Below are 26,005 nucleotides of genomic sequence, written 5' to 3' on the forward strand. Positions count from 1 at the left end.
ACATTGCATGTCGTTAATCCGTCAGGTTCTGGGGTTACTGTTATACGCTATTAATACACTGTTCTGGTTTCTTCCCATTTTTTTATTGGGTGTGATCAAACTCTTACCAATCCCACCTTTGCAAAAGGTGGCCAGTCGCATCGCCAAAGGATGTGCCAGTTTATGGGTGGCAGGCAACAATCTTAATCAATCGATTGTGTCGCCATTTCGGCTTACGGTCTCCATGCCAGAGACGATGAAAGCCCAGGACTGGTATCTGGTTATTGCCAATCATCAGAGCTGGGTAGACATATTGATCTTGCAGCGGGTGTTGCACCGTAAAATCCCCTTTCTGAACTTTTTTCTGAAAAAAGAGCTGCTGTACGTGCCGGTACTAGGCCTTGCCTGGTGGGCGCTGGATTTTCCGTTTATGAAACGAACCAGCAAAAGCCAGCTCAAGAAAAACCCTAAGCTGCGTGGCAAAGACGTTGAAACCACACGTAAGGCGTGTGAAAAGTTCAAAACCATGCCGGTGAGTATCGTGAACTTTGTAGAAGGGACACGCTTTACCACGCAAAAGCATCAGCGTCAGAGCAGCCCGTTTAAGCATTTGCTCAAACCAAAAGCCGGCGGCATCGCGTTTGTGATGCAAGCTATGGGTGAGCAGATCAACCAGGTGGTCAATGTCACCATTCATTATCCGGGTGGTATTCCCAGCTTTATGGACTTTGTGGCCGGGCGCGTTGATGAAATAACTGTTCAGGTTGAACTGATGCCAGTCAGTGCTGAGCTAATTGGCGATTACAGCAATGATAGCGAATTCAGAGTACGCTTCCAAAGCGAGCTGAACCGGCTGTGGACGCAAAAGGATCAGCAGTTAGCGGACCTGGTGGCTAACCATAGCAGTCCCGAGGCGCCTGCTGAGCAGCAGCAAAAGTCGCAGCAGTCCTGAGCATCATTCAGCTAAAGGAGGTGGTATGTTGAGAAGGTTTTTACCAGCCTGGTTAGTCGGTATGCTGGCCACTGTGATACTACTGGCCAATACCCTGTTATGGGGCGTCGTGGTGTTTGCACTGGGCCTGGTTAAGTGCATTTTACCCCTGCGTGGTGTGTCTGAACTATTGCACTGGGCGTATAAAGGCTGGTGCCGGGGCAATCGCCTGGCGCTGTGGCTTGGTTGTGCTGAAATATCGCTGGATTTACCTGAGCAAATGAGTGAGCAGGCCTGGTATATGCTGGTGGCCAATCATATCAGCTGGTTAGATATTGTGGTGCTAAGCGCACTCGAGCGCTTACCGGCTCCTAAGTTTTTTCTTAAAGACGAACTCAAGTATGTGCCACTGATCGGCACTGGTGCCTGGGCACTGGGCATGCCCTTTATGAAGCGGGCAAGTAAGGCTAAGATCGCCAAAAACCCTAAGCTCAAGGGCATGGACGTAGAACGCACCCGACACAGTTGTCGTCACTTTCGACAGCACCCGACCACCGTGATTAATTTCGTTGAAGGTACCCGATTTACCGCACAAAAACATCAGCGTCAGGGGGGGGAGTTTCAATATCTGCTGAAGCCTAAAGCGGGCGGAGTCGCCTTTGCGTTAGAGGTTTTGGCCCAGCAACTGGACGGCATGCTCGATGCTACCGTGATTTATCAGAGCCCGGATCAACACATCTGCCGCAGTTTTATGTGTGGCAAGTTGCAGCGCATTGACGTGCGGATCCGCCTGCTGTCGATGGACATAGTGCCGCTTGGCAACTACCAGACAGACAAGCAATACCGGGTGGCCTTTCAGGGGTATCTGAATCAGTTATGGCTCGACAAAGATGCCCAGCTCGCGGCTTATTGGGAGCAACAACATGCGACCGAGACATTGTGCGTTGATGAGGTAAAACAAGCATGAAGGTAACCCATCTCAGCGAAGTGCTGGCCCCCTGGGTGGGCGCAACGCCCTATTCAGGCTTACTGATCGTAGGCACTAACGTACTTGCGCTGGTGATCTTACTGCTGGTCTTTTGGCTGATCCGCCAGTGGTTATTACCCCGTATTCAGCATTTTTTAAGCGAGAACTCTACATCCAAAATTGGCTTTCTGGCCCCCTATCTGAGCAAGTTCAGCGGGCGCTTCTCCCTGGTGATGTGTACGCTGCTGTTCATTGCGTTTAAAGAGGCTCTGTTTATTGCCCCAGTGTGGTTATTCAAGGTTTTTGGGGTGGTCTCTCAGGTGTTGCTGGTGATCAGCATTGGCTTCTTATTAAGCAGCCTGGTCAATATAGTGAATGCAATTTATAACCAGCAGCCATTTGCCAAGAGTGTGCCCATTCAGAGTTTAGTGCAGGTCAGCAAATTGCTGATTTTTATTGTCTGTGCCATTTTGGTGATCAGCCTGGCCTTAGATAAATCGCCAACCTACATCTTATCCGGATTTGGTGCCATCGCCGCCGTGACCTTGTTGGTGTTTAAGGACACCATTTTGGGCCTGGTGGCTAGCATTCAGATAGCTGCAAACCGACTGCTGGCAACCGGAGACTGGATCCAGGTGGATGCATTTGGTGCCGACGGAGAGGTCATCGAAGTGGGGCTCAATACCGTGCGGGTGCGGAACTGGGACAATACAGTCACGACCATTCCGACCTACAAAATCATTTCCGACTCGTTTAAAAACTGGCGCGCCATGCAAGAGTCCAATGGCCGACGTATTAAGCGTGCTATCTATATCGACTTTGATTCAATTCAGCTGTTGAGTGAGGCGCAACTGACAACGCTAAGCCAAACACTGCCCGAGGTTGCACAGATAATCCAAGACACACCAGAGCAGCAGTGGAATAATGTGTCTTTGTTTCGTCGTTATGCCGAAGCCTATCTGAAAGCCCATCCGCAGGTGAATCCGGAATGTTTGTGCATGGTGCGGGAGCTGGCGCCGACGCAGTATGGATTGCCGTTAGAATTGTACTGTTTTAGCCGCGATAAGCGCTGGGTGCCCTATGAGCATTTGCAGGCCGACTTACTGGATCACGTGCTGACGGTGATGCCGTCTTTTGCGCTGCGCCCCTACCAGGTGATCTCAAGTCATCAAAGTGAAATAAATCACAAAAAACCAGAGTAAGCGCTGGATCCTTGTGTTATCTTATCGATTCAGATTTTATCTTTTTATGACATATTTGTGACATGGAGACGAATGAGGTTGCTGAATTGCCCAAGAGGTAGGTAGTGCAATGAAGTATTTTTTAGCAATCATGCTCGTATTGAGCTTGTGTTCAACCAAGCAGGCTGTGGCGGATCACCAGCAAATTTTGGTCGCCATCGACCACGCCCCTCCCTATAGCGCCCTGGATGAAAAGGGCAATGCCAAAGGCCTGATCCTCGATATTCTCAACTACATTAAACACCACAGTGACGAAGACATCGCTGTCAAAGCCGTGCCCTGTCCATTTTCTCGTTGTATTCGCATGCTGGCGCAGGGTGAGGTGGATGTGATGGGGGGACTGGTCAGAACGGCGGACCGTGAGCGTCAGATGGCGTTTGTAACACCTCCCTATATGGCCTTGTCTTCCTCTTATGTTTTTTATGGCCATCAGCATAGCGGCGTAACTGTAAAGCGCTACGAGGACCTGATTGGAAAACGGATCGCCATCATGCGTGGCGCTGCATTTTTCCCTCGCTTCGATGAGGACACACGGCTGGACAAGGTTGAGGTACCCTCAGAGCGGGTGGCCGTCGACCTGGTTTTGAAAGGGCGAGTCGATCTGGTGATTGCGGTGGAGGACACCGCCGATCTGGCTATGAATGTGCTGGCTCAGCCTGCGCATCAGCTGAGGAAGATGGACTATCGGCATACTCAGGTGATTTACGGCCATATGGCGATGAGCCGTACGTTTGCACAAAGCCATGTGGGGCAGGCATTCAGCGAGCACATGCGACGGATGGCAAAAAACAAAGTACTTGATAAGCTGGTGGCACCCTATCAACTCCCGGCTATCCCGCCCCAACTGCTGTCAGAAGAGGCGCTCAGCACACAAACCCGCACCTTTTAAGGCTGGCTGGTTTTTGCCTGAGTGAAGCCGTAGCTGAAGGTCAGCACCAGCTGCGCTATCTCGTCATAAGCCTGAGCGCTGCTGTCATTGCCCGAATCCCCATTGGTCAGCAAAACAAAACCGCGTTGCTGACGTAAGTCACCATAAATCTGGGTGAGCACGCCCGGATCATCGCCGCTGTGATAGATTTTATCGCCATCAACACCCCAGAAAAAGCCTCGCTCTACCGAGATACTCGGGATAGTTGTTTGCGGGCTCAGCATTGCTGCCACCACACTGGCTTTGAGCCCTTGCGCACCGTTAAGCTTGCCCTGCTGCATGGTGGCTATCAGAAAATGCCCCAGGTCATGGGCGGTAGAAACGGCACTGCCTTCGCTGTAGGTGATGTTGCCGTAGTCAGGTAAAGGGATCAGAGTGTGCGTTTGTGGGTGGTGAATATAGCGCTGCACTACCGGTCTCTCTGGCTGGGTAATGGCCCATTCACTGCGGTGCATTGCCAGTGGTGTAAAAACACTGTCCTGGGTTAATTGCGTGAGCGACTGCCCGCTTGCCTGCTCGGTGACATACCCTGCCAGTGCGGCGCCGATATTGGTATACACCGCGGCTTCATTATTAACCAGGCCAAAACGACTGACAAAGTGACTGGGCTGATAGCTCGCGCCGGACTGTGACAGATAAGCCGCAAAAAAATGGCCTAACTCTGTGTTTTCTGGCTCGCCACAGGCTGTGCTCTGAGTGAGTCGGTTATACAAACTGCTGCCGTCGGCATGCACAAAGTAATTACAGCGGTACACCTGCTCTGTGTCCATGATACCGCTGGTGTGGGTGATCAACTGACGCAAGGTAATGGCCTGAGATAAGGGAGCCGGAAAGTCGATGGCGAAATTCAGATAATCCATGACCGGCGCATCGAGATCAACGAGTTGCCGTTCAACCGCATCGGCAAGCGTAGCGCCCAACAGGGTTTTGCTCACAGACCCCAGATAGAAGCGGCTGTGTGCATCGACTGCCGTGCCCAATTCATCCGAGCGGCCAAAGCCTTGTTGATAGACCGACTGGCCATCGTGAATAATATTGACGGCCACGGCCGGAATATTGCCCTGCTGCTGCAGCGTGTTCAGCTGGCGCTCAAACTCCTTCACTGTCAGCTGTGGTGTGGGGTCTTTACCGAGTAACGCCAGGGCGTGATCGTAACTTTCAAAGCGGCCACTTTCGAGTGCATGCATGGTAAATGCAGGCACGGCAATATCTGGCTGAATGCCACTGTGTTCATACAAAGTGCCGTGTGCATCCCGGTAGACTTCATTGGAGAGTGAAATTTCCCAGCCATTGGGTAGGGTGAAAAAACGCATGTCCGATAAGGCACCCGCGGTTTCCTCGCCGAGTAAAGTGACCTGCGGCAGGTGCATCATGGCCAGGGTAAAGACCTCACCTGCGCTGATGGTTAGCTGGCTGGTCAGCAAATACACGGGTTGGGTGTATGCCTCGGGGTGAGCCTGAAGAGACTGGCTGAGCAACCCCCCCTGGCCCGCCCGATTCAATGCTTGTTTGTTGAATGCCAGGCGCTTAGAGGTATTGAATCGGGAGGCGATGGCCAGAGCAATGGCATCATCGCCGCCAATGTTGTTGCGAATATCGAGGATTAAACCATCGGTACCGGCCAGTTCCGCGATGATGCTGTCTATCAGCGCTGTGGCTGCACTGAGGTGTTCGGTCTCGTCTGCATCCGAATCACTGCTGTACTGGGAGAAGTTATTGATCACCAGCACGCCAATGTTGTCCTCAGTCTTGCCCCACAGCAAGGTTTTCTCCTGCTGCTGAACTGGAAAGCTGCCGATGCTGTCACGGCTCAGGTATTGCTGACTCACATTCAACGAGTCCAGCACCAGCTCAGAGAACACCTGTTCGTCGCTCAGCTGCATGTCGTAGCGCAGGTAATAGCTGGCGGTGCCCCGAGCCGCGCGCAAAATGGGGGCATCTTTCATCACAAAATACGGACGCCCCGGCGTTCTGGTGACTGACACATGGCCATCGGCAAGCGGCGTAATCATCTCGGTCAGTATCTCAAACAGCGCGTCATCGGACATCTCATCGTGGATCTTTGCACGGTAATGGGCGTATTGTGCCTGCCAATCCATGTCGCGCAGGGCAAAGAAAGCATAGTAATCGTTAAAGGCGTGCCAGAAGTATTCGAAAACCTGAGTTGGGCTGGCTGTGGCATCGACGGATAACGGCGAGCGGCAAACATCCGGAAGCGTCGTCTTACGCTCATAAATGTGTGGGTAGACTTCACCGGCATAGGTCAGTTGCAGTTGCGCTTTGCTGCGTTGCTGCGCCTGGGTTATCTGCGGCTCAGTACTGCCCTGTGGCAGCCCAATTTGTGCAACTTTAATACAAGCGTGTGTATTAAATTCATAGCGTTGCACACGCTGTGGTGTGATATCAAGCACTTCACCATAAGCGGTTTTTTGCCACACGCCGGGATGCTTTTGTACTGCGGAGCGATGATCTGTGGTGTCGCCGCAGCCACCGAGCAGTGCACTGATAATGAGTCCCGAGACGAGAAGAGAAAAGCCTTTAACCATAGTGATATCCCTTACTGAGTGAGCCAAATGTTTTACTGGTGTGTGCTCAGTTTAAGGTTCGGGGACTACCTGCGCTGTTAGCGAGTTGCGCCAAAGGGTCAGAAAATGTACCCGGCCGTTGACATTTTTAAACAGAGGGTAACGCGAACTCTGGCTACACTGCCTGATAAGTAAACTGATCCCGTGAGGTCGATATGATGCAACGAACTGCTGCCAAGTATTTCGCCATGAGCGAAGAAGTATGGGCGCGCCATGCCAACCCCTGGAGTGTCTGGAGTCGCTATTCCTGTTTGCCTTTGCTGATTGCCTGCCTGTGGTGGCGTGACTGGCTGGGGATGGCTTTTTGGCCTGTGCTGGTGGTGTTGTTGCTCTGGGTTTGGCTCAATCCCAGATGCTTTAGTAAGCCCAGAGACACCCATAACTGGGCGTCACAAGCGGTGCTGGGCGAGCAGATCCTGATCTATCAGTTGGAGCGGGTGCCACTGGTGCATTATCGGGTGATTAAAGTAATCACCACGGTACTGAGCGTGAGCACGCTGGTATGCGCTGCAGGCTTGTGGTTTCAAGAAGCCATCAGCACCAGTGTTGGCGCATTGGGTGTGATCCTGAGTAAAACCTGGTTTTTGGATCGCATGGTCTGGCTCTATCAGAGTGTGACTCCATCAAACACCGAGATGGCAGCGCGTCAGGCAAAAACCTGACACACTTCCTCCGCTTTACAGGTGATCACGCTAACATTCTGGTAGCCAATGCGAGTCAGCTGTTCAGCGGCAAATACCGCCCGGCCACCGGCGGCACAGTGCAAATAAAGCGGTCGGCTTGGGTCTTTTTCCAGGTTGGGTAATTGAAATTCCAACACGCCGCGTGGAATATTCATCGCACCCGGGGCCGCTTTTTCCTGATGTTCCTGAGGTTCACGCACGTCAATCAGCAGGCCCTGGTTGGTGGCGATTTCTGCTTTGGCTTGCTGCGCGCTGATACAACGCTGGTTAGGTCGGACGGTTTTTAAAATGTCCTGCGGGGATGTCAGCATAAATTAATTCTCCATTCCAAGTTTTTTGAGCAAGGTCATCATAGGACACCAGCCGGTGAAGGCGGATTGCATCAGGTTTAATGCGATAAATACACTGAACCACACCCAGCGCGGATCCATAAACCAGGTGAGTAAAAATGACAGTATCAGCATACTGCCGGCTACCAGCCGGATAGCGGCTTCAAGTCTCATAACAATTACCTCCTGCATTCAAGTATATTGCAAGATTAAATATTAGCAAGATCTAATATTAGTAATTTCTAATATTCTATTCTATACTCCCTGCGTAACCAATGTTGGGGGGAAGTATGGATTTACACGCAATGGCCGACAGCGCCGCACAAGCAGAGGCATTACTGAAGATGTTGGCAAACCGCAATCGGTTGATGATTTTATGTAGTCTACAAAGCACGGAGCTCAGTGTCGGTGAGCTAAATGCTCAGGTGCCGCTGGCTCAGTCTGCGTTATCTCAGCATCTGGCTGCTATGAGAAAAGCCGGGCTGGTTGCGTCGCGACGTGAAGGTGCAACGGTGTACTACCGCATTGCCGATGACAAAGTGCTGGTGATCCTGCAACAGCTCTATCAGCTGTTCTGTGCCGACCAGGAGGGATCATGAGCGGGTCCGGGGAGTTCACTGAGCGAGTCATTGGCCAAAGCCTGACGGGCCGTTTACCGGCGCTGTTGTTCTTCTTTTCCATGGTCCTGGGTGTGCTGGCCTTGCAGTTCACACCAAGAGAGGAAGAGCCGCAGATTGTGGTGCCTATGCTCGATATTCATGTCACCGTGCCCAACATTGCTGCGCCGGAAGTGGTGCGTCTGGTGACCACGCCGCTTGAAAAGCTGCTGTTGCAAATTCCGGGGGTAGAGCATGTGTATTCAACCACCCACAGTGGCCGCGCGGTGGTCACCTTGCGGTTTCAGGTTGGTGAGAGCCGCGAGCAGGCTATCCTGAATACCTATACCAAACTCTATGCCAATGAGCATCAGATGGCCGCGGTGGTTAGTGACTGGCAGATCCGGCCGGTGGAAGTCGACGATGTGCCCATTGTGATGCTGGGCTTGTATAGCGAAAATCCAGCCTTATACGATGATTATGATTTAACCCGCTTTGCCCAGGAAATTTCAACGCAACTACAGCGCCTGCCCGACACCAGTGAAGTCAATGTGGTTGCCGGGAGACAGCGCCAGCTGAACGTATGGCTGGATGCAACCGCGCTGGCGGCGCATCAGAGCACGCCGCTGGATGTATTACAGGCCATTCAAAACAGCAATCAGTTGCTCCAGGTAGGTAAGCGCAGTGCGGGCAGCAAACAGATTGTGCTGGAGTCGGGCGATGTGCTGCGCACCAGTGCGGCGTTACGCGACTTAGTGATCACTGTGGTGAACGGGCGCGCTGTTAAGCTCAGGGATGTTGCGCGCATTGCCGAGGGGCCGGGCGAGCCTGAGCATTATCAATGGCTGGCACTCAGCGACCAGCAACAAGGCCTGCCGCTGGTCACCATCAGTGTGGCTAAGCAAAAAGGCAGTAATGCCGTCGCGGTGGCCGAACAAGTGCATCAGCTGATGAGCCGTCTGCAAATGCAGTTATTACCGCCGGAAGTGGCTGTACGGGTATTGCGGGATTACGGTCAGACCGCTGATGAAAAGGTTAACGACCTGATGGCCAGTCTGGCGTTTGCGGTGCTGACCGTGGTGATCTTTGTGGGGGTTTTCCTTGGCTGGCGACCGGCCATCGTGGTCGGCTTGGCCATTCCAGTGTGCTATGGGATCACGCTGGCACTGGACTGGGCGTTTGGTTATACCATTAACCGGGTCACCCTGTTTGCCCTGATCCTGTCGCTGGGATTGCTGGTGGATGACCCCATTACCGGGATAGATAACATCAGCCGTATGCTGGTGCCCGGCAAGCCCCGTCGCCAGCAGATTGTCGCCGCTATGCTGGAGATCCGCACCGCTTTGTTGATGTCAACGCTGACGATTATGATGGCGTTTTTGCCGCTGGCCTATATCACCGGCATGATGGGGCCGTATATGGCCCCTATGGCGTTTAATGTGCCTGTCAGTGTGATGATCTCAACCGTCGTGGCCTTTTTTATCACCCCCTGGCTGGCCAGTCGTTTACTGCGGACTCAACCGTCGGCGGCATCAACGCAGGATAGCGCCTGGTATGGGGCTCTGCTCACCCCGTTGTTGCGCTCGCCATGGCGTGCCAAAGGGCTGTTATGGGCAGTGCTGGTGTTGTTTGTGCTCAGCGCCAGCTTACCTGTGCTGCGGGCGGTGCCGCTCAAGTTGTTGCCCTACGACAATAAAAACGAAGTTCAGATACTGATCGACTTACCCGAGGGAAGCACGCTGGAAGCCACTGCGCGTCTGACCCGTAACGTGCAGCAACGGGTCTGGCAATTCAGCGAGGTCAGCGCCATTGCTGCCTATGTGGGTCAACCTTCGAGTATGGATTTTAACGGTATGGTGCGCGGTTATTATCGTCGCCACAGTGATAATCTGGCCGAGCTGCGGGTGTTATTGCTGGATAAACGCGAGCGGGCACACCAGTCTCATGCTGTGGTGCTGCGACTGCGCCAGGCTCTGTCTGAGTTCAATCGAGACGGCGTGGTGATTAAAGTGGCTGAGGTCCCGCCGGGGCCGCCGGTGTTAAGTACGCTGACGGCGGAAGTTTATGCGGAGCCCTTTATTTCTGCCGACACCCACCATGATGCGGCGCTCAGGCTGGCGGCACGCTTGCGTCAGGAGGCTCATGTGGTTGAAGTCGACACGTCTTTGTCGGCGCCGGTTACCTTGCAGCGTTTTGTCACCGATAAACACAAAGCGGCGTTGTCCGGGGTAAGCAGTGTGGAAATTAACCAAACCCTGGCCATGGCCAGCGGAGGCATGCAGGCCGGACTGCTGTATCAGCCAAGAGAAGCGCAGCCCGTGCCTATCACCTTACAACTCGCTTATGCGGATCGCCAGCGATGGGCGGATCTGCTCGCCACCCAGATCCGTGGCAGCAGTGATGTTACGCAGCAGCAGGACAATTTTGGCCTCAGCCGGGCAGCCCGTCCTATGGTGGCCCTGTCTGAGTTAGGAGAAGTACATACGCTGACGGTTGAGCCGGCGATTTATCGTAAAGATCTGGCACCTCTGGTGTATGTCTATGCTGAATTAAATGGCCGCACCCCGGCCGAGGTGATTGCCGATGTGGTGGCCGATGAGCAACCAGTTGGCGCAGTTATAACGGATCAAACACAGGCAAGTCCCTGGCAGCAGCGTACTTTTCTCAGTAGCGGTGGCGGTGTGCCCTGGCAGCTCCCCGAGGGAACCGAGTATCGCTTCAGCGGCGAAGGGGAGTGGCGGATCACCGTCAGGGTGTTTCGGGATATGGGGATTGCGTTTGCCTTTGCGCTGGCGGCGATTTTCGTGATCCTGCGTTGGCAGACCGCATCCAGTGCCTTGGCGCTGATCATCATGTCTGCTATTCCCCTGACTATGATAGGCATTATGCCGGGCTTCTGGGCATTGAATCAGTTTGGTGAGCGCACCATTGCAGGCGCGCCAGAGCCGGTGTTGTTTACCGCTACGGCTATGATAGGCATGATCGCACTGGCCGGGATTGTGGTCAGAAACTCACTCATTCTGGTGGAATTTATTACTCAGGCCAGACAGGCCGGTATGCCACTGCAGGCAGCCCTGATCCGTGCCGGGAGCGTGCGTATGCGGCCGGTGCTGCTGACCGCTGGCACCACTTTACTGGGCAATCTGGTGATCATTCTCGACCCCGTATTCAGTGGTCTGGCGCTGGCAATCATGTTTGGCATTATCGCTTCAACCCTGTTTTCTTTACTGGTTGTGCCTGTGGTCTATTACTTGGTGTTCAAAACGCCCGACGACACGGCTATAGCCGACCCCAATTCTGTTGCTCCGGAGACTCGTTATGTTTGATATTCGATTTTTGCGCCCCATGCTGGCGATTGCCTTGTTACTGGTGGCGGTGGGCTGGATGGCCGGGATGTTTAACAGCAAAGTGTCGCCCGGGGATAAGCCGCACAGCACTATACCAAAGCTGAACTTGCACCAAGTTGAGCAGCGGCTGGTCAAAGACGTAGAACAGATCCCGGGCAGTGTGATTGCCAAACACAACACGGTAGTCGCCAGCCGGGTGCTGGCACAGCTGAAAACCCTGACGGTGCGCTCTGGCGATCCGATCCAGGCAGGTCAGCTAATTGCCACGCTGGATGATGCCGACTTGCGCGCACAGCTGGAGGCGGTGAAAGCCGAGCAGCAGGCTAATCTGGCACAGCTGACTCAGGCAAAAAAACAGCTCGCGCGTGCACAGGCGCTACAGCAAAAAGGCCTGGTTGCCCATAATCAGGTGGATGAATGGCAGACTCAGGTGAATGAACTGACCGCCAGAGAAGCGGCCCTGGCACAACAATATGCCGGCGCTGAAGTGGCTTTAAGTTATACCCAGGTGCGGGCACCCATCTCCGGCACTTTGGTCGCGCGCTTGCAAGAGCCGGGTGCCATGCTCAATCCCGGCACGCCGCTGGTCTCTATTTATAACCCGGCGCAGTTGCAGGTTGAGGTCTCAGTGCGTGAGCGTTTGCTCAGCGAGCTGACAATCGGGGCGCGTCATCAGGTAAGTATACCGGCGGCTGAGGCGACGCAATATGCCACCATCAGTGAACTGGTTCCGGTGGCCGATCGCGGCGCACGCAGCTTTACGGTGAAACTGGATATGCAGTGGGCGCAGGGCGTGATCCCGGGCATGTACGCCATCTTAAAGTTGCCTGGCAGCGAGCGCCCGGCGGTGCTGATCCCCGCGGCTTTAGTGCAATATTATGGTCAGCTTAGTAAAGTGGCGGTGCTGGATAACGGCCAGGTGCAAAGCCGCTTTATTCGCCTTGGCAGGGAATATGGCGATCAGGTTGAGGTGATAAGTGGCCTGCAAGTCGGTGAACTGCTGGTTGCAGGCTCACCGACAAGCGTGACTGCTGCTACAGAAAAGTCGCGATCTCCTCAAGTGGCTTTTTAACCAGCGCGTGTTCTGGCACGGTGGCATCCTCGGCCGGATAACCGGCGATCAACAGCATATAAGGGCGTTCGTTTTCCTTATCGCGCTGGCAGATCTCCATCAGGAAACTCATGGGTTTCGGCGTGTGGGTCAACGTGGCCAGCCCGGCATGGTGTAAAGCCTGGATCAGAAAGCCGGTAGCAATACCAACGGATTCATGGACATAGTAGTTGGTATGCTTGTCCTCGCTGTGAATACCGCCTTTTTTCTGGCTAAAGATGGCAATCAGCCAGGGGGCATGCTCGAGATAAGGTTTGTCGGCGTCTGTGCCAAGCGGTTTTAAGGCATCGAGCCACTCTTCACCGGCACGACCTTCATAAAAGGCCTGTTCCTGTTGCTCTGCGGCAGCGCGGATCTGTTGTTTCACGTCCTGGCTGTGGATGGCCACAAAATGCCAGGGCTGATGATTGGCCCCACTGGGGGCAGAGCCTGCCGTTTTAATACAGGCTTCAATGATTTCTACGGGTACTGGCCGATCACTGAAGCTGCGGATGGTGTGGCGGCGCTTTGCTTCATCCAAAAATTCAGTGGCCCGGCTTAGCATTTCTTCCTGTGGGTACTCAACGAAATCGTTGAGTGGCACGTTCGCATGTTGTTTCATGATTTACCTTTGTCTTTCTTGTTTATATTTTGTTATATCCTGACTGCAGAACCCTTGCAACTGGCGCGCATATCGGCCGCATTGACAATGTAAAGCAAACGCAGAAGCTGCGGCAATTTAACTTTACCTTTGTCCGCTAGAGCAAAAAGACGACTGTTATTCATATTGGTTATATCCAACATCAGGGCACCGGGCTCTGAGTTAATACGCTGATCCGTTATACTGCTCACCCATTTCTGAACGGAGATCTTTATGTATCAGCATCTATGGGAATCGGGCGACGCCGTTGCTCTGGGGGTCGGTAAGGCCGTGTGTGTGGGTCGCAACTATGTGGCACATGCCAAAGAGCTAAACAATCCGATACCGGACAGCCCGCTGCTTTTTATTAAACCAGCTTCGGCATTTTGCGATTTTCAGTCGCCACTGGCGCTTAATACCGCACTGGGCGAGCACCATTATGAAGCTGAACTGGTGCTGCTGGTGGGGGAAACCATAGACAGCAATACCCGCGCGCCGCTGCAACACATTTGCGGTATTGCAACCGGGCTGGATCTGACACTCAGGGACTTACAAACTAAACTGAAGCAACAGGGTCATCCCTGGGAATGTGCGAAGGCGTTTGATCAAAGCTGTGCACTGACTCCTTTCACACCCGTTCAGGGTCTCGATGAAAGCACCGAGTTGCACTATCGATTCTGGCAAAATGACGTCCTTAAACAGCACGGCGACAGCAGCCTGATGATTTTTTCGCTGGCCACTTTGCTGAGCGAGATCAGCCGTTATTTCACCCTGCATCCGGGCGACATCGTTATGACGGGGACCCCGCAGGGCGTTGGTGCACTCAATGAGGGCGACACCCTGACGCTACAGCTCCAGGATGCCCCCCGTTATACTACAAGCGTGACCGTCAGACGCTGACGTCTGTCGGCGCCGCCTCGGCCGTGGTTTCTTTGTCTTCTGGCTGCTCTGGCTGGTTGAGCGATGGGCTGAACAACAGCACTATGCCCAGCAGCGACAGGGCACCAAGCAGCAACCAGCTGACCGGCAGAGACACCAGATTGAGTAAAGCGCCTGTCAGCGCGGCACCCAGCATCCCTCCCATCCGGGTAGTCAAGGATCCAAGGGATTCTATGGTGGCCCGCACACTGTTGTCGCATAGCTGATGCTGCAACTGTAACTGTGCAGGCTGGGTCAGGCCAAAGCACAGGAAGAACAGCAGTAACGCTGCCACAAACCAGCTCAGGCCCGGTGCCAGCGCCATCGCCACTAAGGCAACCAGCTTAAGCAGGTGGGCAACGGCCATGGCTTGTCCAAGCTTTTGATTGAGCAGTGTACACAGCTTCGCGCTGAGGACCGCCGCCACCCCGTTGAGGGCAAAGGTCGCCGCCATCACCGCCGGGAATAACCAGGCCACCGCATCCATGTCCACCTGCTCCAGCTGGTGCACAAAGATAGGCCAGAACTTTTCGATACTGGCGCTGACTGGAATGACTATCACCAATGCAATCAGCAGCTTCGCCAGCGCGGGCTGACGCACTGTTTTGATGGTGGTGCCAACATGATGATTCAGTGCCTGTTTAAAGCTGTGCTCAGAAGGGGTCTTCACTTCTTTTACCCAATGAAATGTCAGCGGCAGCAGCAAAACAAACCCGATACTGGAAACGATAAAGATCAGCTGATACATCTGTAAGGTCGAAAGCCCCAACTGATTGCCAAAGGCCAGAAACAAAGCAGAGAGCACCGCAGAAGATGCGCCAATACCATAGGCCAGTCCGTAGGCCGATGCAAACCCCTGATTCAGGGTTTGCTCACCCTCGGCTTCTTTAAAGCGCTCCACAAACCAGGCGTTGAGCGTGCCACTCAGGGTGGCCTGATTCAGTCCCCAGCAGCTGACCGCGATCAGCAAAGTGATAAAATCGGTGGCTACCAGCAGCAGCAAGTTGGTCAGCAGGGCAAAGATCAGCGAGCAGCAAAACAACCGGCGACGACCGAAATGGTCGGCAAGGGCCCCGCTTGGCACTTCACTGACAATGATCACGGCGCTCATGATCACCATGGCAATGGCAATCTGGCTGACCACAAATCCCTGGGCAAGCAGATAAGGGGTCAGAATAGGCAGCAGCAGCATAGCCGCAAACATGGTCAGGCCAAGGTGTATGCCGTAGCGCTTACACAGTTGTTGTTTGTTCATGCGCGTCGCTCCTGAACAAGGTGGGGATGGGCCGAGGCCAAAACCTGATTGATGCGCGTGGCAATGCAATGCAGGTCCTGTTCATCGGTCATAATTTCATCATGGGCGCTGTGCAGCCGGATATACTCGGCCTGTGGCAGCAATGACGCAAAGCCGTTATCGGGCAGTGCAAAGGTGGCCTTATACACAGTAGGTACATCAAACACCGGCTCGAACAGCCCCAGCACCTGGGTGGGCATGGCGTCATCATTCACCCTGTCGGCTGTAAAAAAGCTCACCGAATAAGGGTAAGGATCGGCGGTGTGGAAGTGACGCACAAAGTCGACAAAGGCGCGTCCCACCGGCCAGGTTTCCAGACCTGGATCGCTGTTCTGAACACATTGCTCTGCCTCGGCCAGCTGGGTTGCGCTCAGTTGCGGAATGATGGGGTCAATCAGGAAGCTATGCGCCACTTCATGGCCCAGAGATTCCAGGTGCCTGGCCACTTCCAGACTCAGAGCTGCGCCTTCACAGAAGCCACCCAGATAGTAAGGCCCTTCGCTTTGGTGCGCGATGATCCGCTCGGCATAATACCGTATCAGGCTCAGCTGGTTGAGGTGACGACCGGTGAAGATTTTCACATTCTCCAGCGCGTGCACTGCGAAGTGCTCATTTAATCTGGCAATCAATGGATTAAAGCTGTCGGCACTGGCGGCGGCCGGGAACAGGTGGAGCACCGCGGCATCGGATACCGTGGCCGGACGGATCAAGCCGGGCTCAAAGTGTGACAGCTGTAGTACAGCCTGCAGTGCTTCATCATCATTCATACCGTTAAACAGATCGCGGTTTTGTTGATCCAGCAGCAGGGCCTGGGCACGTATGGTGTTGTGCTCTATCACCAGTTTGGGGGTCAGCTGCCAGCCTTCTTTACTGGCCGCGCTGCAAAAGTGCAGCAGCCGGATGGAGTCGGCACCATAGTGCATCACTGGCTGAGTCACACACATGCTGTCTAAGCCCAGCAGGGATTGCCAAAGGAGCAGCAGTTTCTTCTCTGTCGCCGTACCGGGCGCAATCACTGTGTCTGCAACTTGCTGTGGCGCCGGCAGGCGACGCTTATCCAGCTTGCCATTGGCGGTCAGTGGCAGTTGTTCAATGGCACTGAGGGTATGCGGCTGCATATAGCCCGGCAGACGCTGGTTTAGTGTGTCCCGGATCACAGCAAGCTGCGCCGCGGTATCCTGCTGCTGGGCAAGCACCACATAGGCATCGAGCTGACTGTGGCCCTGATGCTGGCGCACCACCACGGCGCAGTTACTGATCTGAGGCAGCACATTGAGTTGCTGCTCGATTTCGCCCAGCTCCACGCGGTGGCCACGGATCTTGACCTGCTCATCATTGCGGCCCAGGTAGGCCAGCGTGCCGTCTGCTTGCCAGTACACCAGATCGCCACTGAGATAGTAACGCTGGGCCTTATCAAACAGGCTCAGGGTAACAAACTTTTCTTCACTCAGTGCCTCGCGGTTGAGATAGCCCTGGGCCAGACCGGCTCCGGTGATGTATAGCTCGCCGGGGCAGCCAGGCGGCAGCAGTTGGCCCTGTTGGCCCAGCACCACCGTAGCGCGCCCGGCGATGGGTGCCCCAATTGGGATCTGAGCATGTGCTTCGCTGAGCTCATAACAGGTCGTAAAGGTGGTGCACTCGGTTGGGCCATAGCCGTTGATAAAATGTGCCGGTGCATAAGCCGAGCTGAGCAGCTGATTGACCAGCTCACAGGTCAGGGCTTCACCGCCCACCAGGAGATGTTCCAGCGAGGCAAACAGCGTGGGGTCTTGCTGATACAGCGTGTCGAATAATGCCCGGGTCAGCCACAGCGTGGTGATGCCTTGCTCATTCAGCAGCGCTTTAAACTCGGCTACCTGGCTTAGCAGGTCGTTATAACCACAGTAGAGGCTTGCACCATTAAGCAGCGGCATCCATACCTCAAAGGTGGTGGCATCAAACGCCGGGTTTGCCAGTTGCATAAAGCGCGACTGAGGCGAGACGCTAATATAAGTGTTATCTAGGGTTAAAGAAGTACAGCCATAGTGACTGACCATCACGCCTTTGGGCTGCCCCGTGGTGCCCGAGGTATAAATGATATTCGCCAGGCTGTGAGGCGTGATTTCACTGTGCACCGGTTGCGTGCTGAGTGAGGTATTGCCAATGATGTCGTCGACATTCAGTAACGGCAGCTGGGCTGCGTCGGCCAACAGCTCTGCCTCTTCAACCTGGGTGCCCTGGGTGAGCAGCAGTTCGGCCTGGCTGTCTTCCAGCTGATAGGCGCGCCGTGGCAACGGGTCCTTACAGGGCAAGGTGGTGTAAGCAGCCCCGGCCTTGAGCGTGGCCAGCATGGCGATGACCAAAGCGGCATCGCCCGGCATATGCAGGGCGACGACCCGAGCCTGGGGTGCAAAGGCCTGGATCTGCGCAGCCAGACGATTGGCTTCCTGATCCAGCTGCTGATAGGTCCACTGTCGTTCAGCCGTGACCAGCGCAGGGCGCTGCGCAAAGCGCGATGCCATGTCAGCAAAGCGCTCGGTGATGGTGTACGGTGCCGGAAAAGCCTGTGACAGGCCGCTCAGCTGCTGTTGCTCCGCGAGGTCGGCCTCACTGAGAAGCGGCAGGTTAAACAGTGGCGTCTGCTGGCTTGTCTGGCTGTCTGCGTAAGCCACTAATATCCGGGTATATAAGGTGGCGATACGCTGGGCATGTGCCTCACTGTACAGCGCGCTGGCGTAGTTGAGGTTCACTTGCGCCTGTCCGGGAGCCAATTCCAGGTGCATGGTCAGGTCAAACTTAGCGGTCACATCGGCATCCGTTGTTGTGTGGTGTTGTTGCCACAGCGTTTGCGCACTGCCTTGTTGAAACTGACTGGAGGTGAACATGGTCTGGAATATCGGGTGGCGGCTGGTGTCCATGGTCACCGCCAGCGCCGATTTGATTTCTTCAAAAGGCAAGTCCTGATGGGCTTTGGCTTCATTGACCTGACCCTGCACCAGCGCCAGCCAGTCGCTCACACACAGGTTCAGCTCAGCCTGTAATCGGATCGGCAGTGAATTGACAAAATAGCCAAGGATCTGCTGACAGGCCTGGTTGGGACGGTTATCGCTGGGTAGACCGATGATCAGGTCCTGCTGGCCACTGTATAAACACAAAGTGTGAAACCAGGCCGCCAGACCGAGCGTGTTGGTGCTGATCTTGTGGCGTTTTGCCAGTGCCTGGAGTTGCCCGTCACTGCCCTCAGGCAGAGTCAGTGTGATATTTTTCCCACTGTGGTCAAAGACTTTGGGTCTTGCGTTGGCACAGGGCAGATGCAGGGCGCTGTGGCTGTCCAGTTGTGTTTGCCAATAGTCTTTTAGCGTGGCAATGCGCTGCGCACTGAGGCGCTGTGCCTGCCAGTGTGCGTAGTCATTAAACTGCAAGGTGTCTGCCAGCGGCGTTTGCTGGTAACTGGCTTGCAGCTGCGCTAAAAAGACCCCCAGCGACCAGCCGTCAAAGGCAATGTGATGCCACACCAGATAAAGGTACTGGTGCGACTGCGTGCTTATCCAGGTGGCACGAAACGGGCGCGCTTCATGCAGTGCAAAAGGCTGGGTAAACAGCTGCTGGCATGTTGGCGCCAGTTCTGCCTCATCGCAATGCAGGTGCGTCAGCGTAAAGGGCGTTGTGCAACGCTGCTGTTGCATCTGACCTTGTGCGTTGCTGGTAAAGCAGGTGTCCAGCGCACTGTGCCGCTGACACAAGCGCTGCAACGCCTGCTCCATTTTAGCCATGTCGCACTCAGCACTGAGCTTGAGCAGACAGGGAATGTGATAAGTATGGGTCTGCCTGCTGACCTGCTGAGAAAACAGCATTTGTGTCTGGCCCAGTGTCAGCGGTGCGGCATCACTTTCGCTGGCAAAAATCTGAGTTTGTTCAAAGCACAGGCGGCTGTTGATGTGATGGCGCTGCAAATAATCCAGCAGCTGGGTTTTATGTGCCCGGATCGTTGCCACTATGTCTGACTGGCTAACATCGCTCTGGCTGGCAAGCTTCAGCTTGCCCTGATCATGCCAGACACTGATCTGCTGGGCTTTTAGGGTATACATTAACTGGTGCATGGAGAACCTCATTATAATTCCATTTCAAATTCGGCGTCGGGGATGGCTTGTTCCGCCAGCAGCCGATCAACGGCGGCGGCAAACTCGGCCAGCACCGGATGAGTCAGTAAGGTGGCCAGTTCAATATTGACCACAAAGGCTTTTTCACACTCGGCGATTAGCCGCGCAGCCTGTACGGAAGAACCGCCCAGCTCGAAAAAGTCATGATTGATATTCAGCTCAGACACGCCCAGCAGGCGCTGGCAAAGTTCGAGCACGGTTTGTTCGGTTTGCGTTTGCGGGGCGCGCTGCTCAACTTTAAGCTGATCCAGCTCGGGCTGCGGCAACTGCTTAAGATCCAGCTTGCCGTTTAAGGTCAGCGGGAAATGAGACACAAACAACAAATGTTTTGGTCGCATATAAGGTGGCAGCTGGGCGTTCAGCCAGTTGAGCAGGGCACGAGAATGCGAGTCTGCCACAGGGGCGGTGGCGCTTTGGTTTAACACACAGTAGGCGATAAGCTGCTGCGCATGCCCCTGAACCTGACAGACCACGGTCTGGCCGACGTCCGGATGGGTCAATAATTTTGCCTCGATCTCACCCGGCTCAATGCGGTAGCCATTGATCTCCAGCTGCTGATCGGTTCGAGCCACAAACTGCAGGGTGTCCGCATCAACCCGGCGCACTAAATCGCCGGTGCGGTAGACCTGCTCATGCAATTGTTGCGCACCATGGTGCATTGTCAGGGTGATAAAATGGGCCGCCGTTTTGTCGGCATTTTGCCAGTATCCCAGCCCGGTACTGCAGCCTGCGCTGTGTAGTTCACCACAGCCGCCCGGTGGCACAGGTCGCTGATATTTATCCAGCACATACAGACGGGTATTGCGAATGGCGCGCCCTATGGTGACTGCCTGCTGGGGCGTAACCTCAGCCTGAGTCACACACACGCTGGTTTCACTCAGTCCATATTCGTTGTAAAAGGTGTTTGCCAGGCGCTGATGTACCGGATTGAGCGGCGCGCCACCGACAAACAACACATCCAGCTGGCACTCTGCCAGCAGGTCCGCAAACTGATTGACCAGCACGGTAGGCACAAAGGCCACATCTACGTGCTGGCGACGCAAGAACTCACACAGCCTGGGTACATCGCGACGTATGGGCTCAGGAATGATCTCCAGTCGCGCACCCGCAGCCAGTGCCGGGAAAATCTCGATGATGGAGGCATCGAAGACATATTCGGCATACTGGCTGGCAACCACCTGACGTGACTGACCAATTAAGCGGTGGCTGTGCATCATGTGTGCTGAGAGGTTGATAAGGCCGCGGTGGCTGAGCATGGCCCCTTTGGGGGTGCCTGTAGTGCCGGAGGTATAGATCAGATAGGCGAGGCGGTCTGGGCTGTGGTTAAAGTTAATATCATTAAGTTCGGTCTGTGTCTCTGGCCAGTCTCGCCAGTGATACAGCAAGGTGGGCACCGTTGACCAGCTTAACGCATCATCACTGAGCAGTAGTGCACACTGCGCCTGTTGCAACAGGGTTTCACGGCGTGCCTGCGGGTGGTTGGGCGACAGCGCAACGAAGGCGGCACCGGCTTTGAGCGTGGCCAGCATGGCAACGATCATGTCACAGCCTTTGTGAAAGTGCAGTGCGACGCGGGCGGGTTCAGCTCCCGGCGCGCCAAGATGCTGATGCAGTGTGGCAGCCAGTTGTGATGATAAGCTATCCAGCTCGCCATAGCTGATTTGCTGATCTTCAAACGACAAGGCAATGTTGTGCGGCGCACGCTCGCAGGCTTGTGCAAAACAGGCTAACCAGTTTGTGTGTGGATCATTACTTTGCTGTGCCTGGTGTGTCACCAGGGTTTGAAATTGCGCGTGGCTGAGCAGCGGGCAGTCGCGTACCGGCTGCTCCGGGGCCGCCATCAGGTTGTTTAGTAGCACCTGATAAAATGCCAGAAACTGCTCACAGCGTGTTGCATCATAACGGGTTGTGGCATAGGTAAACTGGCCTTGCAGCTGGCTGCCGTCGTCCTTAAACACCATATTCCACTCAAATTTGGCCGGCGTATAGGCGTAATCTTGCGGGTTCTCCGGGATCACCTCAAAACCGTTAAATGCCTGAGTCAGCGGGTTAAACTGATCCAGTGTGAAAAACAGCTGAAACAGCGGCGACAGGCCACTTTGCCGCTCAACGTTGAGCGCATCTGCCAGCACATCCACAGAGGTGCCCTGATGGCTTTTTGCATCGTGAACCTGAGTCTGCACCTGTTTCATTAATGCCGTAAAACTGAGTGTGCTGTCCAGGCGCAGCGGCAGTGCCAGGGTATTGACAAAATATCCCATCAGTTCGTGACTGTCCGGATGGGCGCGGTTGTCGCTCGGTGTGCCAATGACAATGTCATCCCGATCGGCCCAGAAACAGGCGGCGAGCACAAAGCTGCTGAGCAGGGTTGCATAAAGGCTGACTCCCTGTTGCTGTGCCAGCGCACGCAACGAGCGGGTCAGTGCGTCGGGCAGGGTAAAGCTCAGTGCCTTGCCCTGGGGATCATAACTGGCGCTGCGGCTAAAGTCGCTCTCCCATGGGGTCAAGTCAATACCGGCAAACGCCTGTTGCCAGTAATCCAGCTCTGCCTGCTCGTCCAGGGTGCTGCGCCAGTGGGCATAGTCCCGGTAAGTCAGTGCGGGCGGGGTAAGTACCTGACCGGCCATTTGTTGATCCAATTCACGAATAAAGCGCTCGACCGACCAGCCGTCAAAGGCCACATGGTGAAACACCAGTAACAATCTGTAGCTGGGCAGCGGGCCTACACGCAATTGCGCCACTCGCACCGGCGCTGACGTGTCTAATGTAAATGGCGCATTGACAAATTCCTGCAAGGCACTGTCATTATGGCTCTGTAACGCCAACACCTGACAGGGTACCGGGTAGCGCGTCTGACTGATAAACCAGTGTCCCTGCTCATCCTGATCGTAGCCCTGTTGTAATATCTGGTGACGGCTGATCACTTGCTGCACCCCTTCCATCAGCGCCTGCTGCTGTGCCAGCGACTCGCAGCTCAGCATCAGAGGAATATGATAGGCTCCCGCAGTGGTGGCAAGGCGTTCACTCAGTAACATAGCTTGCTGCTGCGGAGTGACTGCCACAGGTTGAGTAGGATCGGCGAGCACGGGAATGGGCTCGATGCGGTGCTGGGTATCCAGATTAGCCAGAATAGCAGCCGGTGTCTTGTGGCTCAGCAACGCTTTGAGCGTGACAGGCAGCGCCAGAGTACGCTGCATTTTAGCCACCAGGGTCATGGCGCTTAGCGAGTTTCCGCCCAGCGCAAAAAAGCTGTCCTGCATACCCACCTGCTCAACCCCGAGGTGTTCGGCCCACAGGGCGCAGAGATCTTTTTCCAGTGCGCTTTGCGGGGCGACATAGGTAGTGCTGACGCTGATATCCAGCGGCGCGAGTGCACGGGCGTCAACCTTACCCGAAGGCAGTAAGGGCAAAGTCGCGCTGCATTGCAGTGCTGCCGGATGCATGTAATCCGGCAGTCGTTCGTTCAGCCAGGGCAGTAACTCATCGAGCGTTAGCATGCTGGTGGTGCCGAGGTAAGCAACCAGCGCAGGCCCTTGTGCCAGGGTTTGCACTTTCACACAGGCCTGCTCAATATCCGGGTGCTTAAGCAGCACCACTTCGATTTCATTGAGCTCAATACGATAGCCACGAAGTTTAACCTGCGCATCATTGCGGCCCATAAATTCCAGGTTACCGCAGGGCAGTCGACGGGCCATATCGCCGGTGCGATAGGCGCGCCCGCGCGCTGTGGTAATAAAACGAGCTTCAGTTTGCTCTGGCAGATTGAGATAGCCACGGGCAACACTGTGGCCTGAGATCAGGATCTCACCGGGGCAACCGACCGGCAGAGAAGCGAGTGCGTCGTCGACGATGTCGATGGTGACATGGCGCAAAGGTTGACCAATGGCCTTGAGGTTTTGCTGCTGAGCAAACTGCCTGTGCACTGTGGCCGTGACCGTAGCTTCGGTAGGGCCATATTCACTGAACAGGCGCTGTTGCCAGGTATCGACCAGGCTTTGGCTACAGGATTCACCACCGAACACCACCCGCCGGATGGCGCTGGCTTTGCCGCAGTGTCCAATCGCTTGTAAATGCGATGGTGAGGCCACCAGGTGGGTGACGGCCCTGTCGAGAATTTCCTCTCGCATGGCCAGCGGGTCGTTGCAAGTTCGCTCGCAGGGAATGACCAGGCAGGCACCATTGAGTAAAGTCATAAACAGCGGCTCGACTGAGGCATCAAAAAAGTAGGGCGTTAACCAGTAGGTCCGCTCATCGCTGGCAAATTGATAGACCTCGCTGGTGCTGCGTACCAGCGCATCAACATGACCATGCTCGACCATCACGCCCTTAGGCTGGCCGGTACTGCCCGAGGTATAAATAACGTAGGCAAGTTGCCCGGCATCGCCCTGCGTTAATTCATATTCCGCAGGATCTGACAGCAAGGCCTCGGTTGTCAGTACCGGGGTGGCATCACACTGGGCCAGTTGTTGCGCCTGTGCCGTCAGCTGAGATTGGGTCAGTAGCAGTGCCGCCCCCGAATCATTAAGAATAAACTGGTTACGGCTGCTGGCCTGAGTTGGGCTCAGAGGCACATAAGCCGCGCCTGCGGCTAAGGTGGCCAGAATCGCGGTGACCATCTGTGGTCCACGAACAAACATCAAAGCGACCTTAGGGTCGTCATGCTGTGCTATCTGTGCGCGTATATGGCTTGCAAGCGTTTTCACTTCCCGGGCCAGGGTGCGATAACTTACCTCCTGCTCCTGGTAGATCAGGGCACTGGCCTGAGGGGTTTGCTTGGCCTGGGCAACAAAGCGTGCATAGAGGTTGTCATAGGCAGGTTTGTCTTGTGTCTGCGGTTCGCTCAGACATTGACCCGGCGGCACATACGTGTGCGATTGCAGCGGCTGGTGGGGCGCGGCAACACTGCACTCAAGCAGGTGGATAAAGGTCTGACGAAATGCCTCAATATAAGCCTGGCTGAAGCGGTTTGGGTTGTAATCAATCTGACCTGAGATAGTCGCTTCACTGTCATCCAGTGCCAGCAACAGGTCTACTTTAATGGGCTGATACAGCTCATCATCACTGAGCAATGGGCTGACTGAAAAGGGCAGTGACAACGCCGGGTCCAGCTGGCTGGCCAGTTTTTGCACACTGAACATGATCTGCAGTGCGCTTTGCTCACGGTCGCCCTGTGTAAAGTATTGAACCACCTCATCAAATGGCAGATCCTGATGGCGTTTGGCCTGATGCAGGGTGTCTTTCACCTGAGTGACCAGTTGCGCAAAGCTGGCTTGTTTATCAAGCTCTGCCCGCAGTGCCAGGGTATTGACAAAAAAGCCCATAATGTCCTGGGTTTGCGGGTGATCCCGGTTGTCTGATGGCACTCCCAGCAGGATATCGTTCTGATTGGTAAAGAGCATCAGCGTATAATAGTAGGCACTGAGCAGGACACTGAATGGCGTGGCACTGAGGGAGCTTGCCAGCTGACGAAGCTGGGTGCTGAGTGTGTCGGGCAGAGTAAAATACAGATTACTGCCACGGGTGAGCGGCTCATTTAAAGGCGCGTCCAGCGTTTTGGGTAGCCGGGTTGGCAGCGCATCTTTTAATTGTGTCTGCCAGTAATCATGCGCCTGTTGCTGATCCAGTGTCAGGTGCCAGCTTGCGTAGTCAAAGTAGGACAAAGGCGATGGCTGTTGCTGCGCCCATGAAGGGTCGGCCATTAGCTGACTGAGCTCTTTGAAAAACAACTGCATAGACCAGCCATCAAAGGCAATGTGATGCCATAAAAACAGCGTGTAAGTGCTCGAGGCACAGTGATAATGCACCACTCGCAGCGGCGCATCCTGGCTTAAATCAAACGGTGTCAGCACTTGCGTTTGAACCTGTGCTTTCAGTTGCTCAAGGTCGCCGCACCGTGTTTGTACTGAAATCAGTGCGCTACTGCGGGGCTGACAAAAGAGCTGATCGTCGTGCTCCACAATCTGGCTGTTTAAGATCGGGTGGCGCACCGTCAGTGCCTGAATGGCCTTGTCCAGTTTGGCAACTATGTCCGCTTGCTGGTGCTCGACCAGCATCGGAATATGATAGGCACAGCGCTGTGGCTGTAAGCGGTCGACAAACAACAGTCGTGCCTGAGCATTAGACAATAAAGAAAGCTGCAACACAGACCAGTTTAAAAAGGCCTGCTCTGAGTGTATCTGATGCTCTTTAAGCAAAGCCAGCAAGGCAGGCTTGTTGGCTTTTAGCTCGGCAATCAATTCGGCTGCGACGGTTTCCTCATATCCCAGTGCCAGCGAATTGTTGTCACCCAGCCAGACCCGCAGGCCCTGTGTGTGTAGTTTTTGAACAAAAGATAACAT

At 54.7% G+C, this 26,005-nt stretch carries 16 protein-coding genes; 9 read left to right on the plus strand and 7 right to left on the minus strand.

Annotation, left to right across the window (positions count from 1 at the left end; all coding sequences use genetic code 11):
- Positions 1-7 precede the first annotated feature (7 nt).
- The 4 genes from L1285_RS21900 to L1285_RS21915 all read left to right on the plus strand — a co-directional run bounded on the left by L1285_RS21900 (position 8) and on the right by L1285_RS21915 (position 4,007).
- Positions 8-931, plus strand: coding sequence for an acyltransferase (locus L1285_RS21900; RefSeq protein ID WP_235414335.1), 924 nt, complete (start codon positions 8-10; stop codon positions 929-931).
- A 25-nt stretch (positions 932-956) separates the two neighbouring features.
- Positions 957-1,877 carry an acetyltransferase gene (locus L1285_RS21905; RefSeq protein ID WP_235414336.1) on the plus strand — a complete coding sequence of 307 codons (921 nt, stop codon included), beginning with the start codon at positions 957-959 and terminating at the stop codon, positions 1,875-1,877.
- Entirely contained in the window at positions 1,874-3,079 is a 1,206-nt protein-coding gene (locus L1285_RS21910) for a mechanosensitive ion channel family protein (RefSeq protein ID WP_235414337.1), read from the plus strand. The genes L1285_RS21905 and L1285_RS21910 overlap by 4 nt, the downstream gene beginning before the upstream one ends.
- Before the next feature lie 109 nt (positions 3,080-3,188).
- On the plus strand, positions 3,189-4,007 hold the full coding sequence (locus L1285_RS21915) for a substrate-binding periplasmic protein (RefSeq protein ID WP_235414338.1): 819 nt from the start codon (positions 3,189-3,191) through the stop codon (positions 4,005-4,007).
- Here the strand turns inward: L1285_RS21915 and L1285_RS21920 are convergent.
- Positions 4,004-6,592 carry a serine hydrolase gene (locus L1285_RS21920; RefSeq protein WP_235414339.1) on the minus strand — a complete coding sequence of 863 codons (2,589 nt, stop codon included), beginning with the start codon at positions 6,590-6,592 and terminating at the stop codon, positions 4,004-4,006. The genes L1285_RS21915 and L1285_RS21920 overlap by 4 nt on opposite strands.
- A gap of 194 nt (positions 6,593-6,786) precedes the next feature.
- Between L1285_RS21920 and L1285_RS21925 the strand changes: the two genes are divergently transcribed.
- Complete coding sequence (locus L1285_RS21925) at positions 6,787-7,293, plus strand: DUF6653 family protein (protein ID WP_046006923.1); 507 nt, start codon at positions 6,787-6,789, stop codon at positions 7,291-7,293.
- Here L1285_RS21925 and L1285_RS21930 read toward each other — a convergent pair.
- The gene (locus L1285_RS21930; protein WP_046006922.1) at positions 7,278-7,625 is read right to left on the minus strand and encodes a rhodanese-like domain-containing protein; all 348 of its coding nucleotides are present in this window, start codon (positions 7,623-7,625) and stop codon (positions 7,278-7,280) included. The genes L1285_RS21925 and L1285_RS21930 overlap by 16 nt on opposite strands.
- 3 nt (positions 7,626-7,628) lie before the next feature.
- Positions 7,629-7,817, minus strand: a complete 189-nt coding sequence (locus tag L1285_RS21935; protein WP_046006921.1) for a YgaP family membrane protein — start codon at positions 7,815-7,817, stop codon at positions 7,629-7,631.
- 116 nt (positions 7,818-7,933) lie between these two features.
- On the opposite strand from L1285_RS21935, the gene L1285_RS21940 reads away from it, so the two are divergent.
- From L1285_RS21940 to L1285_RS21950, 3 genes are read left to right on the plus strand one after another with little or no spacing between them, the layout of a single operon-like run.
- Positions 7,934-8,242 (plus strand): ArsR/SmtB family transcription factor, encoded by a 309-nt coding sequence (locus L1285_RS21940; protein ID WP_046006920.1) that lies wholly within the window; start codon positions 7,934-7,936, stop codon positions 8,240-8,242.
- Entirely contained in the window at positions 8,239-11,565 is a 3,327-nt protein-coding gene (locus tag L1285_RS21945) for an efflux RND transporter permease subunit (protein WP_235414340.1), read from the plus strand. The genes L1285_RS21940 and L1285_RS21945 overlap by 4 nt, the downstream gene beginning before the upstream one ends.
- Complete coding sequence (locus L1285_RS21950) at positions 11,558-12,658, plus strand: efflux RND transporter periplasmic adaptor subunit (protein WP_235414341.1); 1,101 nt, start codon at positions 11,558-11,560, stop codon at positions 12,656-12,658. The genes L1285_RS21945 and L1285_RS21950 overlap by 8 nt, the downstream gene beginning before the upstream one ends.
- Here L1285_RS21950 and L1285_RS21955 read toward each other — a convergent pair.
- The gene (locus L1285_RS21955; protein ID WP_235414342.1) at positions 12,621-13,298 is read right to left on the minus strand and encodes a nitroreductase family protein; all 678 of its coding nucleotides are present in this window, start codon (positions 13,296-13,298) and stop codon (positions 12,621-12,623) included. The two genes, L1285_RS21950 and L1285_RS21955, sit on opposite strands and share 38 nt — an antisense overlap.
- Before the next feature lie 252 nt (positions 13,299-13,550).
- Between L1285_RS21955 and L1285_RS21960 the strand changes: the two genes are divergently transcribed.
- A complete protein-coding gene (locus tag L1285_RS21960) occupies positions 13,551-14,216 on the plus strand; it encodes a fumarylacetoacetate hydrolase family protein (protein WP_235414343.1) in 666 nt (221 codons plus the stop codon).
- Here the strand turns inward: L1285_RS21960 and L1285_RS21965 are convergent.
- From L1285_RS21965 to L1285_RS21975, 3 genes are read right to left on the minus strand one after another with little or no spacing between them, the layout of a single operon-like run.
- A complete protein-coding gene (locus L1285_RS21965) occupies positions 14,206-15,489 on the minus strand; it encodes an MFS transporter (protein ID WP_235414344.1) in 1,284 nt (427 codons plus the stop codon). The genes L1285_RS21960 and L1285_RS21965 overlap by 11 nt on opposite strands.
- Positions 15,486-19,607: a non-ribosomal peptide synthetase gene (locus L1285_RS21970; RefSeq protein WP_235414345.1), complete on the minus strand. Its 4,122-nt coding sequence runs from the start codon at positions 19,605-19,607 to the stop codon at positions 15,486-15,488. The genes L1285_RS21965 and L1285_RS21970 overlap by 4 nt, the downstream gene beginning before the upstream one ends.
- An 11-nt stretch (positions 19,608-19,618) precedes the next feature.
- Positions 19,619-26,005, minus strand: coding sequence for a non-ribosomal peptide synthetase (locus tag L1285_RS21975; protein ID WP_235414346.1), 6,387 nt, complete (start codon positions 26,003-26,005; stop codon positions 19,619-19,621).

This window comes from Pseudoalteromonas sp. DL2-H2.2, from assembly GCF_021532535.1.
GTDB classification, from domain to species: Bacteria; Pseudomonadota; Gammaproteobacteria; order Enterobacterales; family Alteromonadaceae; genus Pseudoalteromonas; species Pseudoalteromonas rubra_A.

Excerpts from the sequence above, each read along its gene's own strand:
- L1285_RS21900 (WP_235414335.1), top strand. The coding sequence starts at position 8 with ATGTCGTTAATCCGTCAGGTTCTGGGGTTACTGTTATACGCTATTAAT.
- L1285_RS21905 (WP_235414336.1), top strand. The coding sequence starts at position 957 with ATGTTGAGAAGGTTTTTACCAGCCTGGTTAGTCGGTATGCTGGCCACT.
- L1285_RS21910 (WP_235414337.1), top strand. The coding sequence starts at position 1,874 with ATGAAGGTAACCCATCTCAGCGAAGTGCTGGCCCCCTGGGTGGGCGCA.
- L1285_RS21915 (WP_235414338.1), top strand. The coding sequence starts at position 3,189 with ATGAAGTATTTTTTAGCAATCATGCTCGTATTGAGCTTGTGTTCAACC.
- L1285_RS21920 (WP_235414339.1), bottom strand. The coding sequence starts at position 6,592 with ATGGTTAAAGGCTTTTCTCTTCTCGTCTCGGGACTCATTATCAGTGCA.
- L1285_RS21925 (WP_046006923.1), top strand. The coding sequence starts at position 6,787 with ATGATGCAACGAACTGCTGCCAAGTATTTCGCCATGAGCGAAGAAGTA.
- L1285_RS21930 (WP_046006922.1), bottom strand. The coding sequence starts at position 7,625 with ATGCTGACATCCCCGCAGGACATTTTAAAAACCGTCCGACCTAACCAG.
- L1285_RS21935 (WP_046006921.1), bottom strand. The coding sequence starts at position 7,817 with ATGAGACTTGAAGCCGCTATCCGGCTGGTAGCCGGCAGTATGCTGATA.
- L1285_RS21940 (WP_046006920.1), top strand. The coding sequence starts at position 7,934 with ATGGATTTACACGCAATGGCCGACAGCGCCGCACAAGCAGAGGCATTA.
- L1285_RS21945 (WP_235414340.1), top strand. The coding sequence starts at position 8,239 with ATGAGCGGGTCCGGGGAGTTCACTGAGCGAGTCATTGGCCAAAGCCTG.
- L1285_RS21950 (WP_235414341.1), top strand. The coding sequence starts at position 11,558 with ATGTTTGATATTCGATTTTTGCGCCCCATGCTGGCGATTGCCTTGTTA.
- L1285_RS21955 (WP_235414342.1), bottom strand. The coding sequence starts at position 13,298 with ATGAAACAACATGCGAACGTGCCACTCAACGATTTCGTTGAGTACCCA.
- L1285_RS21960 (WP_235414343.1), top strand. The coding sequence starts at position 13,551 with ATGTATCAGCATCTATGGGAATCGGGCGACGCCGTTGCTCTGGGGGTC.
- L1285_RS21965 (WP_235414344.1), bottom strand. The coding sequence starts at position 15,489 with ATGAACAAACAACAACTGTGTAAGCGCTACGGCATACACCTTGGCCTG.
- L1285_RS21970 (WP_235414345.1), bottom strand. The coding sequence starts at position 19,607 with ATGCACCAGTTAATGTATACCCTAAAAGCCCAGCAGATCAGTGTCTGG.
- L1285_RS21975 (WP_235414346.1), bottom strand. The coding sequence starts at position 26,005 with ATGTTATCTTTTGTTCAAAAACTACACACACAGGGCCTGCGGGTCTGG.